The sequence below is a fragment of the Salinarimonas sp. NSM genome (genome assembly GCF_052380005.1).
In the GTDB taxonomy this organism is placed as follows: domain Bacteria; phylum Pseudomonadota; class Alphaproteobacteria; order Rhizobiales; family Beijerinckiaceae; genus Salinarimonas.
In genome coordinates, this window is the sequence record NZ_JBQTCJ010000001.1 from 95,999 (window position 1) to 109,354 (window position 13,356).

Here is a 13,356-nt window from a genome sequence, read left to right on the forward strand (position 1 = left end):
CCAGTTGGGGCACGCCTCAACGCGCCGGCGCGGCGGGCTCCGGCGGGACGGGCCGCGGCCGCTCCGTCGCCGGCGCCGGCCTGGGGTCGGGCGTCGCGGAATAGGCGGTCAGGCCCGTCTGGAAGGCGCCGATGAAGCCGCCCATCGCGCCGTTCAGCGCCGCGAACAGCGCGATGCCGGTGCCGAGCACCGTGATGACGATCGTCAGCCGCGCACCCTGCGTATCGCTGCGCAGCACGTTGAACTCGCCGCGCAGCCCGTTGAACTCCCCACGCAGCCCGTTGAACTCCCCACGCAGCTCCACGAACTCCTGCCGCGTGCGGCGATGCTCCTCCTTCAGGTCCGCATGGTCCGCCCGCGCCTGGCGCGCGAACGCGCTCACCTGGTCGACGATGCGGTCGATCTTGCCGTCGATCCGCTCGAGCTGCGTGGCGTGCCGCGACTCGACGAGGGCGAGCTTGGTGTCCACCTCCTGGCGGGTCGGGCCGTCCATCATCTGTCCTTCTCGGTCGTATCGCGAACAGAATAGCAACTCTTCGCATGGGGCGTCAAGCCCGATCGGTACGCTCGCGACAGTTCAACCGTAGGTGTGATCCTTCCAGCCACCCGTCCCCTTCGGCGCGTGCAGCGGCCAGTCCGGACGGGCCTCGCGCACCATCATCACCTCCGCGAGGTTCTCGCGCGTGAGCAGGCCCACGAGCCGTCCCGCCGCATCGAGCACGAACAAGGCCGGCGCACGCGAGGTCGAGAGCACCCGCATGCCCTCCGCGAGCGGCGCGCCCGCGCCGATCTCGGGGATGTCGCGGGCCATGACGTCCAAGACCGGGTCGGCCGGGCTGCCGTGGCGCAGCGCCGGGATCAGCGCGTCGCGCGTGACGAGCCCACGCGGGCGCCCGGCCCCGTCGAGCACCGGAAACTCCTTCTGCGAGGTGCGGATCAGGCACTCCACGGCGTCGTCGAGGGTCGCGCCCGGGGAGAGCGTCTCCACCACGCTGACCATGGCCTCGCCGACGGTGGCGTCCCTGGTCGCGCCCTTCATCTGCACCTGCTCGACCTCGGCGGAGGCGGCGAGATAGACGAAGATCGCGATGACGATGAGGATCGGGTTCCAGAACAGCCCGATCACCGCGAAGGCCACCGCCGCCGCCTGGCCGATGCGTCCCGCGATCCGGGTCGCCCGTGCGTGCGGCATGCGCATCGCGAGCAGCGCACGCAGGACGCGCCCGCCGTCCATCGGGAAGGCGGGGATGAGGTTGAACACGACGAGGATGACGTTGACCGCCGCGAGCCGCGCCAGCAGCGAGAGGCCCGGGTTCTCGATCTCCACGAAATTCGCGGTGTCGAGCGTCGCGCCGAGCACGAGGAGCAGCACGACGGCGATCACCACGTTCACGGCGGGCCCCGCGATCGCGACGACGAGCTCCTGGCGCGGGTCCTCGGGTATGCGCTCGAGGCTCGCGATGCCGCCGATCGGGGAGAGGATCACGGACGGCGTGCGGATGCCGTAGCGGCGGGCGGCGAAGATGTGGCCGAACTCGTGCGCGAGCACGCAGGCGAACAGCAGGAGCACGAACAAGGTCGTCGTCAGCGCCGCCTCGAAGCCCCCGCCCCGCCAGGCCGCGCCGGCGATCCACACCAGGAACAGCACGAAGGTGACGTGGATCTTCACGACGGTGCCGGCGATCACGCCGATGGGGAAGGACCAGACCATGGACGATGCTCCTCGCGCGCGGCCCCGCGGGCCGCACCGCACGCGAACGCGATCCTAGCAGCGCGGGTTCGTCGGCGCGACGGCGCGGCCCGCCGGGATGTCCACGCCGCATGCGGCGTCTTGCATCCGTGAAAGCCCGTAGCGCGCCCGCTCGTGCTAGGCTCACGCCTCCCGTCCAGACGATCAGGAGGTCGCCATGCAGCTCACCGGCATCCATCACCTCACCGCGGTGACCGCCGACGCGCCCGGGAACCACGCCTTCTACACGGACGTGCTCGGGCTGCGCCTCGTCAAGAAGACGGTGAACCAGGACGACGTCTCGGCCTACCACCTGTTCTACGCCGACGGGCTCGCCTCGCCGGGATCGGACCTCACCTTCTTCGACTGGCCCGTGGGGCGCGAAAAGCGCGGCACGCGCGCCGTCACGCGCACGGGCCTGCGGGTCGCGGGCGAGGCCTCGCTCGCCTACTGGGAGGCGCGGCTCGCCGACCGGGGCGTCGCCAATCGCGGGATCGACCGGCGCGACGGCCGGCTCGTCCTCGACCTCGAGGACCCGGAGGGCCAGCGCCTCACCCTCGTCGGCGACGGCGGCACGGGGCCTTCGCATCCCTGGGAGCGCTCGCCCGTCCCGGCCGAGCATCAGGTGCGCGGGCTCGGCCCGATCACGATCTCGGTGCCGGACCTCGCGCCCACCGCCGCGGTCCTCGTGCGGCTCATGGCCATGCGCGAGGCCCGCGCCTACCAGACGCCGGGCCGGCCGGGATCGACGACGCACGTCTTCGAGATGGGCGAGGGCGGCCCGGCGGCGGAGCTTCACGTCGCGGTGGAGCCCGGGCTCCCGCCGGCGCGGCAGGGCGCGGGCGGGGTCCACCACGTCGCCTTCCGCGTTCCCGACACGGATTACGAGGCCTGGGCGGAGCGGCTGCGCGGTCTCGGCGTCCCCTCCAGCGGGCCGGTCGACCGCTACTACTTCCGCAGCCTCTACTTCCGCGAGCCCAACGGCATCCTCTTCGAGCTCGCCACCGACGGCCCCGGCTTCGCGGTCGACGAGCCGCTCGACACGCTGGGCGAGCGCCTCGCCCTGCCACCCTTCCTCGAGCCGCGCCGCGCGGAGATCGAGCGGGGGCTCAAGCCCCTCTGAGGAGGCCGCGCGGCGGGCCCGCGGAGCGCGCCGGCGGCGCACGAAAACCCGCTTGCGGGCCGCCGCGGGCACGGCTATCTATGGTGCCGACGCGGGCGTAGTTCAGTGGTAGAACGTCAGCTTCCCAAGCTGAATGTCGTCGGTTCGATCCCGATCGCCCGCTCCAATCTTCATTAATTATATCAAGGACTTGATCGCCGGTCCGACCGCGCGGCCGGGTCAGCCGGACGCGTCGCGCGCAGCCTGCACCGCACGCCCCGCCCGAAAGCCGAGCGTCACGGCGGCCAGCAGGCCGTTCCCGGAGAGATAGCCCGAATCGCCCGAGCCCGAGACGCCGCATGCCGCGCCGCCCACCGCGTGGAGGTTCGGGAAGGTGCCGCCGGCGGCGCGGCGCACCCGCGCATCGGCGTCGACCGCGAGGCCGCCCTGGGTGTGGAAGAGCGCGCCCGTCACCCGCACACCGCAGAAGGGCGGCGCGAGCGGTGTCGCGCCGGCGAAGGCGCGGCCGAAGGGGTCGTCCGCCCGCCCCGCCTTCGCCGTGTCGACGGCGGCGCAGGTCTCGGCGAACGCGTCCGTCGGCAGCCCGAGCGCGCCGGCGAGGGCGTCGAGCGTGTCCGCGGACCTCACGGCGCCCTGCGCCTCCGCCTCGCGGAAATCGGCGAACTGACGCGCGATACCGGCGATGCGCGCGTCGAAGATCGCGAAGGCCTCCCCGCCGGGCCGGGCGAGCACGGCGCGGGCCGCTTCCGAATAGCCCTGCGCCTCGTTCCAGAAGCGCCGGCCGGTGCGGTCGACCTGGAAACCGCCCTCCCCGATCACCGCCCAGGTGATCAGGATGCCGTGGGGGTGCGCCACGTTGCCGTGGCCCTGATAGGCGCCGAGATGGCGGATCTCGGCGCCGAGCGCCTCGCCCCAGGCGAGCGCGGTGCCGTCGTTGCCGGAATGGCCGAACCAGAGCGCGCCGACGATCTCCGGCATGTGACGCGCGACCCGCGCGGCGTTGCCGCCGTAGCCGTTCGAGGCGAGGATCAGCCGCCCGCAGCCGATCCGCTCCTCGGAGCCGTCCGGGCGCACGAGGCCGACGCCCTGCACGCGCCCGTCGGCATCGGCGTAGAGCGTGTCGGCGCGGGCTTCGCACAGGATCGGCACACCGGCGCCCTCGCAGGCGACGCGCAGCGCGTCGATCAGCTCGCGACCCGAGCGCGTGGGCAGGCCGTGCATGCGGCGCCGGCCGTGGCCGGGATAGTCGAAATCGTGGACGAGGGAGAAGGCGAGGCCGAAGCGATCGGCGAGCCACTCGATCGCTTCCGCGGCGGTCGACGCCATGGTCTCGACGAGCGTCGGCTCGTTCTCGCCCTTCGCCTTGCGCTGGATGTCGGCGGCGAAGGTCGCCGCATCGTCGGCGATGCCGTGGGCGGCCTGGAAGCGCGTGCCGGCGGCGGGGATCAGGCCGGCGGAGAGCGCCGTCGAGCCCGACGGCACCGCGTCGCGCTCGACGACGACGACCTCGTCGCCCGCCTGCGCCGCTGCGAGCGCGGCGACCATGCCGCCGGCCCCGGCACCGACGATCAGGGTCTCGACGGTCGCGGGAAAGCCTTCGGCGGGCGGCGGCAGGACGCGCACGGGCTCAGCCTTTCGGGTCGAAGCTTTCGAAGCGCTTGCCCTCGTCGAGCATGGCGCGGGTGCCGATGCGCTCGTTGAGGCCACCGAAATCGAACATGCGGTTCGAGAAGGGCGCGTTCGAGCCCGCCGCCTTCAGGCTGCGGTAATAGTCCTCCGCCGTCTTCGCGAGCGCGCGGACGATGCCGCCGGGGAAGATCACGAGGTCGAAGCCCATCGCCTCGAGATCGGCGGCGGTGCGGATCGGCGTCGCGCCGCCCTCGACCATGTTCGCCATCAGCGGCGCGCGACCGCGGAAGGTCTCGGCGATGGTGCGCAATTCCTCGAGCGAGCGCGGCGCCTCGACGAAGAGCGCGTCGGCCCCGGCCTCGAGATAAAGGGACGCGCGCTCCAGCGCGGCCTCGAAGCCCTCGACCGCGATGGCGTCGGTGCGCGCGATGATCAGCGTCTCGGCCGAGCGCCGCGCGTCGGCCATGGCGGCGACCTTGCCGGCCATTTCCCGCGCTGAAACCAGAGCCTTCTCCGCCAAGTGCCCGCAGCGCTTGGGATAGACCTGATCCTCGACCTGGAGTGCGGAGGCGCCGGCGCGCTCGTAGGTGATCATCGTGCGCCGCGCGTTCAGCGCGTTGCCGAAGCCGTTGTCGGCGTCGACCACGATCCGCAGGCCGATGCGGTCACGGACGAGAGCGAGCGTGTCCGCCATCTCGGAGACGGAGGCGAGGCCGATGTCGGGGCGGCCGAGGCGGGTGTAGGAGACCGCGGCGCCGGAGAGATAGACCGCCTCGAAGCCCGCCTGCTCGGCGAGGGCGGCGGTGAGGCCGTCGTAGACGCCGGGTGCGACGAGGATCTCGGGCCGGCGCAGGCGTTCGGCGAGGCTGGTCATGGGGCGGCTCCCGTGACGAGGGCCTGCGCCTGCGCGCAGGTGACGACGCGCGTGACCGTGCCGAGCGACATCAGCGTCGCCTCGTGCACGTCGGCCCGGAACGCGGCCGAGCCGTCCGAGAGGAGAACGGTCGGGATGTCGCGCAGATGCGCGTCGCGGATCGTGCTGGCGACGCCGCCGTTGGTGACGATGCCGCCGACGATGAGCGTGCGGATGCCGAGGAAGCGCAGCACGAACTCGAGGCGGGTCTGGTAGAAGGCCGAATACGCGACCTTCTCGATCGTGTAGTCCGCCGGGGCCAGCGCATCGACGAGGGAATGGCCGAAGGAGCCCGGCGCGAAATCGCCCTTGGCCAGGAACGGGCGCAGCTCCTTCAGATGCGGCGAGATCAGCGGGGCGCCGCCCGGGCCCGGCACCAGCGTGAACTGCGCCGAAACGTAGGTCCCACCCGCCGCACGCAGCGCGTCAACGAGCGGGCGGATGCGCGCCGGAAGGGCGGTGATCGCCCCCGCGGACTGCCCGCCGCGGCCGTAGGCGCCCTCCGGATGGAGGAAATCGTTCTGCAGGTCGATCGTGAGGAGCGCGGTCGTCCTCGGGTCGATGGCAGCGGTCACGCCGTCTCCTCCCGGGTCAGCACGATGTTGCCGAAGCGGTCGACGCGTCCGACGAGGCCCGGGTCGACGACGATCGTCGTGTCCGGCTGCGAGAGGATCGCAGGCCCGGCGATCTCGGCGCCGACGGGCAGCGCCAGGCGGTCGTAGAGCGCGGTGTCCCGCCATGCACCGGCGAAGCGCACGCGCCGCGAGCCGCGTTTCGCCGCTGCCAGCGATGCGTCGGCGGCGGGGGCGAGGGTGGCGAGGTCGAATTTCGGGCGGATGCCGACGACGGCCGAGCGCAGGTTCAACACGCGTGTCGGAGCACCCTCGAGCAGGCGTCCGTAGGCGCGCCGGTAGGCCTCGCCGAAGGCCGCCGCAACGTCATCGCGGCTCGGCGCCTCGACGCGGCGGTCCGTGATGCGCACGCCGATCGGCACGGCGACCGTATGGGTCTGGCCGATATAGGCCATGTCGAGCTCGAACAGCGTCTCGCGCCCGGCGAAGGCGACGCCGGCGATGTCGAGGAGCCGGTGGCCTTCGTCGCGGTGCGCCTGCATCAGATCGCCGAGCGCCGCGACATCGAGCGCGTCGGTCGGCGCGTTGACGGTCTGGACGAAATCCTGGCGCATGTCGGCGATGACGCAGCCCATGGCGGAGGTGACGCCGGGATAGCGTGGCACCAGTGCCGAGCCGAGCCCCACTTCCGCGACGAGCGCGCCCGCATGCAACGCGCCGCCGCCGCCGAAGGGCATGTAGGCGAAGTGCTTGGGGTCGTGCCCGCGCTCGATCGAGACGAGGCGGATGGCGCCCGCCATGCGCGAATTCGCGACGCGCAAAATCGCCTCCGCCGCGTCCTCGACGTCGAGCCCGAGCGGCTCGCCGACGTGGTGGGCGATGGCCGCGCGGGCGGCCTCGACGTCGAGGCGCGCGAGCGAGCCGCCGATGGGGCGCTCGGCGTCGATGCGGCCGAGCACGATGTTGGCGTCGGTCACCGTCGGGCGGTCGTTGCCGCGGCCGTAGGCGACGGGGCCGGGATCGGAGCCTGCACTCTCGGGGCCGATCTCGAGGAGACCGCCCGCGTCGACCCGCGCGATCGAGCCGCCGCCGGCGCCGATCGTGGTGATCTCGATCATCGGCGTGCGCACGACCATGCCGAAATCGATGCTCGTCTGGGCCGCGAGGCGCGAGCGCCCGCCCTCGATCAGCGCGACATCGAAGGAGGTGCCGCCGACGTCCCCCGTGATCACGTTGGGGAAGCCGGCGCTCTCGGCGATCCAGGCGGCGGCGATGACGCCCGCGGCGGGACCCGAGAGCGCCGTGCGCACGGGGCGCGCGCAGGCGGTCTCGACGGTCATGACGCCGCCGTTCGACTGCACGATCAGGAACTCGCCCGGGAAGCCGCCCTCGCGCAGAGCCGCCTCGAGCCGGGCGAGATAGCCCGACACCTCCGGCTGGAGGTAGGCGTTCAGCGCCGTCGTCGAGAAGCGCTCGAATTCGCGGATTTCGGGCAGGATCTCCGAGGAGGCGCAGACGTGCGGGTTCGGCCAGATCGCCCGCACCGCTGCGGCCGCCGCGGCCTCGTTGGAGGCGTCGGCATAGGCGTTGACGAAGAGGATCGCCACCGCCTCGGCGCCCATCTCCCGCAGTCGCAAGGCCGCGTCCCGCACCGCGTCGAGATCGACCGCCGTCTCGACCGTGCCGTCGGCGAGGGTGCGCTCGGGCACTTCGAGGCGCAGATCGCGCGGGACGACTGGCTCGAAGTCGCCGCGCAGGCCCCAGGTGCGGGGCCGGTCGCGCCGACGCATCTCGAGCACGTCGCGAAAGCCCGCCGTGGTGATCACGCCGATGCGGGCGCCCTTGCGCTCGAGCAGCGCGTTGGTGCCCGCCGTCGTGCCGTGGACGACGGTCGTGAGGCTCGCCGGATCGGCGACGGTGCGCACGCCCGCGAGGAAGCCGCCGGACTGGTCGGGCCGGGTCGTCGGGACCTTGGCGACGCTCGCCTCGCCCGTCGCCTCGTCGAGCACGAACACGTCCGTGAAGGTGCCGCCGACGTCGACGCCGACGATGGTGGAGCGCGAACCCGTGGAGCGCATCATCGCCCAGCCTCCCCCGGCGCCGCCCGCCAGGCGGTGCCGTAGGCGGCGTCGGCCGCGGCCGCGCTCTGGTAGCCGAGCGCGACGTCGCGGGCGACGGCCGCCGGCTCGCGCTTCGATGGATCACCCCAGCCCCCGCCACCGGGCGTCTCGAGCCGGACCCGCTCCCCGCGGGCGAGGCGGATCCCGAGCGCCTTCGAGGCGAGCGCCGGCGTTTCCATCGTCTCGCCCTGCTGGAAGGCGAAGGCGTTGAGCGCGGCGTCCCCACCGCCGGCGACGCCCTTGGGCGCGAAGCGCCCGCGTTCGCCGAACAGGAACGCGTCCGCACTCTCCTCGAGCAATTCGATCTCGTAGACCGCGCCGAGACCGCCGCGATGCGCGCCGGCGCCCGCGCTGTCGGGTCGCAGCGCCCATTGCCGGAAGGCGATCGGGTAGGCCGCCTCCAGGATCTCGACGGGCGGGATCGTCGCCGTCGAGATCGGGGCGTTGCCGTGGTTGAGCCCGTCGCTCTCGGGCGAGCCGCCATGGCCGCCGCCGTAGAAGGAGAACATCACCCAGCGCCGCCCGTCGCCGCGCGTCCCGGCGATCGAGAGCGCGTTGATCGTGCCGTAGGCGTTGGCGACGACGCGCTCGGGCGCGGCCTGCGCCGCGGCGGAGAAGATCACGTCGATCATGCGCAGGATGGTCTCGGTGTATCCGCCCGTCGGCGCCGGGAATTGCGCGGCGAGGAGCGAGGGCTCCGGCACCACCACGTCGATCGGGCGCATCACGCCGGCATTGGCGGGCAGCGCCGGAAAGACGTGCTTGATCGCGACGTAGACGCAGGCGATCGCGGTGCCCTTCGAGATGTTGACCGGCCCCTTCGCCGGCCCGGCGGTGCCGGTGAAATCGAGCGTCAGCCGGTCGCCGCGGATCTCGAGCGCGACCCTGATCGGCAGCGGCACGTCGTCGATGCCGTCGTTGTCGAGGTAATCCTCCGCCTCCCAGCGCCCGTCCGGGAGCGCCGCGATCTCGGCGCGCGCGAGCGCCTCGGCGCGATCACCCAACGCATCGAGCGCGGCGCGGACGGTGTCGGCGCCGTATTCGGCGAGGAGCGCGTCCATGCGCTTCACGCCGAGATCGAGCGCGTTCATCTGCGCCGCGAGATCCCCCTTGGCCGATGTCGGCAGGCGCGTGTTGCGCATGACGATGTCCACGATGTCGGTCTGCAGCACGCCCGCACGCACCAGCTTCACCGGCGGCAGCACGAAGGCCTCCTGGAAGACCTCCGTCGCACGCGGATTGTAGTTGCCCGGCACGGCGCCGCCGACGTCGTGCCAATGGCCGACCGAGGCGAGATGGCAGAACACCTCGCCGTCGTGGAAATACGGCCGCACGAGCCGCATGTCGGAGAGGTGCGTGCCGCCGATATGGGCGTCGTTGAAGACGTAGACGTCGCCCTCGACGAGATCGCCGTCGCGCGCCGCCTTGTCGATCACGGCACGGGCGGCAACCGCCATGACGCCGACGAAGATCGGCAGGCCGGACTTGCCCTGCACCATCGTCTCGCCGGTGGTGGCGTGGTAGATGCCGTGGCTCGCGTCGTGGGCTTCCGCGATGATCGGGTTGAAGGCCGAGCGGAACAGCGTCGCGTCCATCTCGTCGGCGATCTGCTCGAGCCGCCCCGCCAGAACCGCGAGCGTGATCGGGTCGATCGTCATGAGGCCGCTCCCGCCTTCACCTCGGCGATGTCGTTCCACACGTCCTGGCGGACGATCTTCCCGCCCGCGAGCGCGAAGCGGTCGATGAAGCGGATGCCGGAAAATGCGGTGCCGTCGGGCCACTCGCCGGAAAGCGTGCCGAAGCAGTAGACCAGCGTCTCGCTCTCCGCGGGCGCCGTGTCGAAGCGCTCGTAGGTCTTGCGCACGAAGCGGTAGCGCGGGCGGGCCCAGGCGACGAGCTCGTCGAGCGTGCGCATGCGCACGTTACCTGGGAAGGTCATCTCGAAACCCTCGGCGAGGCGGGCGCGGGCGGCGTCGAGGTCGCGCGCTTCCATCTCGGACAGGAAGGAACGCACGGTCTCGGCGGCGTCGGGCAGAACCGGGCCGGGCCGCCGGCGGGTGCGTCCGCGCATGTAGCCGTCGCGCGCCAGATCCTGCACGATGATGGTGACCACCTCGGGCGGCGCGTCGATCACGCTGCGCACGGCGTCCGTGAGCACCCGGCCGAGCCGGCCTTTCGCGCTCTCGTCGTAGCCTTCGAGGAGCTGCACGGTGACGATGGGCATGACGACTCCCGCCTGCGATCTGTCTCATCAGTAATACAGATCGCGCGGCACGCGAAAAGACATTTTCTTGCGTTTCGTCCAGACAATTCGCTTGCATCCGGTCATCGGGCGGCTACGATCCCCGGGTTTCGTATCGTGAGGGCACGGGGTGAGCGACGCGTCTCGCAAACGGCCGGAGGGGGGAAAGGCGCAGCGCGTCTACCTGCTCCTGCGCGACGAGATCCTCCGCGGCGACCTCGCCGTCGGATCGCTCCTGCCCGGCGAGCACCGTCTCGCCGAGCTCCACGACGTCTCCCGCGTCACCATTCGCCGCGCGCTCGACGCGCTCGAGTCCGACGGGCTCGTCGCCCGCCGCGCCGGCTCGGGCACCGTGGTCCGCCGTGCGGACGGGCCCTCGCAGGCCATCTCCGCCGACCTCGCGACGCTGATGCCGCAGCTCGTCTCGATGGGCCTCTCCACCACCGCGCGGCTCGTCGATTACGGCTACGGCTCGGCCACGCCCGCGGTGGCGGAAGCGCTGCGGCTCGCGCCGGACGCGCGGGTGCAGCGTGCGGTGCGCGTGCGCCTGCTCGAGGGCGCGCCCTTCTCGCACCTGACGACCCACGTGCCGGAGGCGATCGCCCGGTCCTATTCCGAGGCCGACCTCGCGACGACGCCCCTCCTGCGGCTTCTCGAGCGCTCCGGCGTCGCCATCGAGCGCGCGACGCAGGCGATCTCGGCCACGCTCGCCACGCCGGAGATCGCGGACGCGCTCGACGTCGCCGTCGGGGCCGCGTTGGTGACGCTGGTGCGCGTCGTCTACGACCGCGACGGACATGGCGTCGAGCACCTCACCGCGCTCTATCGGCCCGACCGGTTCCGCCTGGAGATGACGCTCGAGCGCATCGAGCGCGACGGTGCGCGCCTCTGGGCGCCGACGACCGGTCCGCGCGTCGCGGAGGCGGCGCAATGAACGCCCCGCGCACCCTCCTCGACAAGGTCTGGGCCGCGCATGAGATCGCCGTACGCGACGACGGAACGTCGCTTCTGTTCGTCGACCGCCACTTCGTCCACGAGGGCTCGCACCACGCCTTCCGCAAGATCGCCGAGCGCGGCATGCCGGTCTCGCAGCCCGGCCTGACGTTCGGCGTCGCGGACCATTACGTCCCGACCCGCGGGCGCGGCGCGCCGATCGCGGATGCGAGCATCGCGCGCATGGTCCGCACGCTCGACGAGAACGCGGCAAAGCACGGCTTCCGGCTCTACGGCCTCGACGATCCGCGCCAGGGCATCGTCCACGTGGTCGGCCCGGAACAGGGCCTGACGCTCCCCGGAACGCTCATCGTCTGCGGCGACAGCCACACCTCGACCCACGGCGCGCTCGGCGCGATGGCCTTCGGCATCGGCGCGACGGAAGTCGCGCACGTGCTCGCGACGCAGACGATCTGGCAGACGAAGCCCAAGCGCATGCGCATCGCCGTCGAGGGCCGGCTCGGCCCCGGTGTCGGCGCGAAGGACGTCGCGCTCGCCTGGATCGCGAAACTCGGCGCCGACGGCGCGCGCGGGTACGCCATCGAATATGCGGGCGCGGTGGTGCGCGCCCTCTCCGTCGAGGGCCGGCTGACGCTGTGCAATCTCTCGATCGAAGGCGGCGGTCGCTTTGGCATGGTCGCGCCGGACGAAACCACGATCGCCTGGCTCCGCGAGCGGCCGGAGGCGCCGACGGGCGAAGCGTTCGAGGAGGCGGCTGGGCACTGGCTCTCGCTCGCGAGCGACGAGGACGCGGCGTTCGATCGCGAGGTCTCGCTCACCGCGGGCGAGATCGCGCCGATCGTGACCTGGGGCACGAGCCCCGAGGACGCGCTGCCCATCACGGAGCACGTTCCCGATCCCGCGCGCGCAGGCGATCCCTCGCGGGCCGAGCGCATCCGCGCCGCGCTCGACTACATGGAGCTCACCGCCGGCCGCCCGCTCGTGGGTACGCCGGTCGACCGGGTCTTCATCGGCTCGTGCACCAATTCCCGCATCGAGGATCTGCGCGCCGCCGCCGCCGTCCTCGCCGGGCGCAGGGCGAAGGTGCCCGGCATGGTCTCGCCGGGCTCGAGCCTGGTGAAGGCGCAGGCCGAGCAGGAGGGGCTCGATCGCATCTTCCTCGACGCCGGGCTCGACTGGGTCGCATCCGGCTGCTCGATGTGTGTCGGCATGAACGGCGACATCGTCGCGCCGGGCGAGCGCTGCGCCTCCACCACGAACCGGAATTTCCGCGGACGCCAGGGCCCCGGCGCGCGCACGCACCTGATGTCGCCGGCCATGGTCGCCGCCGCGGCCGTCGCCGGCGCGCTCATCGACGTGCGGCCGATGCTGGAGGGGAGGCCGGTGTCGTGACGCCCTTCACACGCCACGAAGGCACGGCCGTCGGCCTGCCGCTCGAGAACGTCGACACCGACCAGATCATCCCCGCGCGCTTCATGTCGACGCCGCGCTCCGAGGGCTACGGCCGCTTTCTGCTGCACGATCTGCGCCACGACGAGGCCGACGCGCCACGCCCCGACTTTCCGCTGAACCGGCCCGAAGCCGTCGGCGCGAGCGTGCTCGTCGCGCGGCGCAATTTCGGCGGCGGCTCCTCCCGCGAGGCCGCGGTCTACGCGCTCGTCGATGCCGGCATCCGCGCCGTCCTGGCGCCGAGCTTCGGCGACATCTTCTCCGGCAACGCCGTCGCCAACGGCCTCCTGCCCGCTCGCCTCGAGCCCGACGCCATCGAAGCGCTCCTCGGCATGACCCCGTGCCCCGTCGTCGTCGATCTCGACACGACGACGGTGGAAGCCGGAGGGCGGCGCTTCGGCTTCGAGATCGACCCGGTCTTCCGGGTGAAGCTGTTGAACGGCTGGGACGACATCGACCTCACCGCCTCCTGGGGCGAGCGCATCGCGGCTTTCACCGCCGAGCGTCGCGCGCAGGCGCCCTGGCTGTGGCGCGCATGAGGCTCATACCATTCCCGGGCGGCGGGAGCCGCAAAGCTCGGGCACGACGGGGGCGCGCGACGCCCCGCAACGAAAGAAGAGGGGAA

General features: G+C 72.4%; 12 protein-coding genes and 1 tRNA gene. 5 read left to right on the forward strand and 8 right to left on the reverse strand.

Annotation, left to right across the window (positions count from 1 at the left end; all coding sequences use genetic code 11):
- Positions 1-16: 16 nt before the first annotated feature.
- Both ACTZWW_RS00500 and ACTZWW_RS00505 read right to left on the reverse strand, forming a co-directional pair.
- Positions 17-496, reverse strand: coding sequence for a hypothetical protein (locus tag ACTZWW_RS00500; protein ID WP_444778961.1), 480 nt, complete (start codon positions 494-496; stop codon positions 17-19).
- Between the two features lie 81 nt (positions 497-577).
- Positions 578-1,711 (reverse strand): site-2 protease family protein, encoded by a 1,134-nt coding sequence (locus tag ACTZWW_RS00505; protein ID WP_444778962.1) that lies wholly within the window; start codon positions 1,709-1,711, stop codon positions 578-580.
- A 196-nt stretch (positions 1,712-1,907) separates the two neighbouring features.
- Between ACTZWW_RS00505 and ACTZWW_RS00510 the strand changes: the two genes are divergently transcribed.
- Together ACTZWW_RS00510 and ACTZWW_RS00515 are read left to right on the forward strand one after the other, a co-directional pair.
- Positions 1,908-2,852 carry a ring-cleaving dioxygenase gene (locus ACTZWW_RS00510; RefSeq protein WP_444778963.1) on the forward strand — a complete coding sequence of 315 codons (945 nt, stop codon included), beginning with the start codon at positions 1,908-1,910 and terminating at the stop codon, positions 2,850-2,852.
- Between the two features lie 91 nt (positions 2,853-2,943).
- Positions 2,944-3,018: transfer RNA gene (locus ACTZWW_RS00515), tRNA-Gly, on the forward strand.
- 53 nt (positions 3,019-3,071) lie between these two features.
- Here the strand turns inward: ACTZWW_RS00515 and ACTZWW_RS00520 are convergent.
- The 6 genes from ACTZWW_RS00520 to ACTZWW_RS00545 are packed head-to-tail and all read right to left on the reverse strand — an operon-like array spanning position 3,072 to position 10,310.
- Entirely contained in the window at positions 3,072-4,475 is a 1,404-nt protein-coding gene (locus ACTZWW_RS00520; protein ID WP_444778964.1) for an FAD-dependent oxidoreductase, read from the reverse strand.
- 4 nt (positions 4,476-4,479) lie between these two features.
- Complete coding sequence (locus ACTZWW_RS00525) at positions 4,480-5,355, reverse strand: isocitrate lyase/PEP mutase family protein (protein ID WP_444778965.1); 876 nt, start codon at positions 5,353-5,355, stop codon at positions 4,480-4,482.
- Positions 5,352-5,969, reverse strand: coding sequence for a cysteine hydrolase family protein (locus ACTZWW_RS00530; RefSeq protein ID WP_444778966.1), 618 nt, complete (start codon positions 5,967-5,969; stop codon positions 5,352-5,354). The genes ACTZWW_RS00525 and ACTZWW_RS00530 overlap by 4 nt, the downstream gene beginning before the upstream one ends.
- The gene (locus tag ACTZWW_RS00535) at positions 5,966-8,047 is read right to left on the reverse strand and encodes a hydantoinase/oxoprolinase family protein (protein WP_444778967.1); all 2,082 of its coding nucleotides are present in this window, start codon (positions 8,045-8,047) and stop codon (positions 5,966-5,968) included. Before ACTZWW_RS00535 ends, ACTZWW_RS00530 begins: the two co-directional genes overlap by 4 nt.
- A complete protein-coding gene (locus ACTZWW_RS00540; protein ID WP_444778968.1) occupies positions 8,044-9,744 on the reverse strand; it encodes a hydantoinase B/oxoprolinase family protein in 1,701 nt (566 codons plus the stop codon). The genes ACTZWW_RS00535 and ACTZWW_RS00540 overlap by 4 nt, the downstream gene beginning before the upstream one ends.
- The gene (locus ACTZWW_RS00545; RefSeq protein WP_444778969.1) at positions 9,741-10,310 is read right to left on the reverse strand and encodes a tautomerase family protein; all 570 of its coding nucleotides are present in this window, start codon (positions 10,308-10,310) and stop codon (positions 9,741-9,743) included. The genes ACTZWW_RS00540 and ACTZWW_RS00545 overlap by 4 nt, the downstream gene beginning before the upstream one ends.
- Positions 10,311-10,458: 148 nt before the next feature.
- On the opposite strand from ACTZWW_RS00545, the gene ACTZWW_RS00550 reads away from it, so the two are divergent.
- The 3 genes from ACTZWW_RS00550 to leuD are packed head-to-tail and all read left to right on the forward strand — an operon-like array spanning position 10,459 to position 13,270.
- Positions 10,459-11,262 (forward strand): GntR family transcriptional regulator, encoded by an 804-nt coding sequence (locus ACTZWW_RS00550; protein WP_444778970.1) that lies wholly within the window; start codon positions 10,459-10,461, stop codon positions 11,260-11,262.
- Positions 11,259-12,674, forward strand: coding sequence for a 3-isopropylmalate dehydratase large subunit (gene leuC, locus ACTZWW_RS00555; protein WP_444778971.1), 1,416 nt, complete (start codon positions 11,259-11,261; stop codon positions 12,672-12,674). Before ACTZWW_RS00550 ends, leuC begins: the two co-directional genes overlap by 4 nt.
- A complete protein-coding gene (gene leuD / locus ACTZWW_RS00560) occupies positions 12,671-13,270 on the forward strand; it encodes a 3-isopropylmalate dehydratase small subunit (protein ID WP_444778972.1) in 600 nt (199 codons plus the stop codon). Before leuC ends, leuD begins: the two co-directional genes overlap by 4 nt.
- The last annotated feature ends 86 nt before the right edge of the window (positions 13,271-13,356 follow it).

What these genes read in the sequence shown, in the direction of transcription:
- ACTZWW_RS00535 (WP_444778967.1), bottom strand. Translation starts at nt 8,047, where the DNA reads ATGATGCGCTCCACGGGTTCGCGCTCCACCATCGTCGGCGTCGACGTC.
- ACTZWW_RS00510 (WP_444778963.1), top strand. Translation starts at nt 1,908, where the DNA reads ATGCAGCTCACCGGCATCCATCACCTCACCGCGGTGACCGCCGACGCG.
- ACTZWW_RS00505 (WP_444778962.1), bottom strand. Translation starts at nt 1,711, where the DNA reads ATGGTCTGGTCCTTCCCCATCGGCGTGATCGCCGGCACCGTCGTGAAG.
- ACTZWW_RS00540 (WP_444778968.1), bottom strand. Translation starts at nt 9,744, where the DNA reads ATGACGATCGACCCGATCACGCTCGCGGTTCTGGCGGGGCGGCTCGAG.
- ACTZWW_RS00545 (WP_444778969.1), bottom strand. Translation starts at nt 10,310, where the DNA reads ATGCCCATCGTCACCGTGCAGCTCCTCGAAGGCTACGACGAGAGCGCG.
- ACTZWW_RS00500 (WP_444778961.1), bottom strand. Translation starts at nt 496, where the DNA reads ATGATGGACGGCCCGACCCGCCAGGAGGTGGACACCAAGCTCGCCCTC.
- leuC (WP_444778971.1), top strand. Translation starts at nt 11,259, where the DNA reads ATGAACGCCCCGCGCACCCTCCTCGACAAGGTCTGGGCCGCGCATGAG.
- ACTZWW_RS00525 (WP_444778965.1), bottom strand. Translation starts at nt 5,355, where the DNA reads ATGACCAGCCTCGCCGAACGCCTGCGCCGGCCCGAGATCCTCGTCGCA.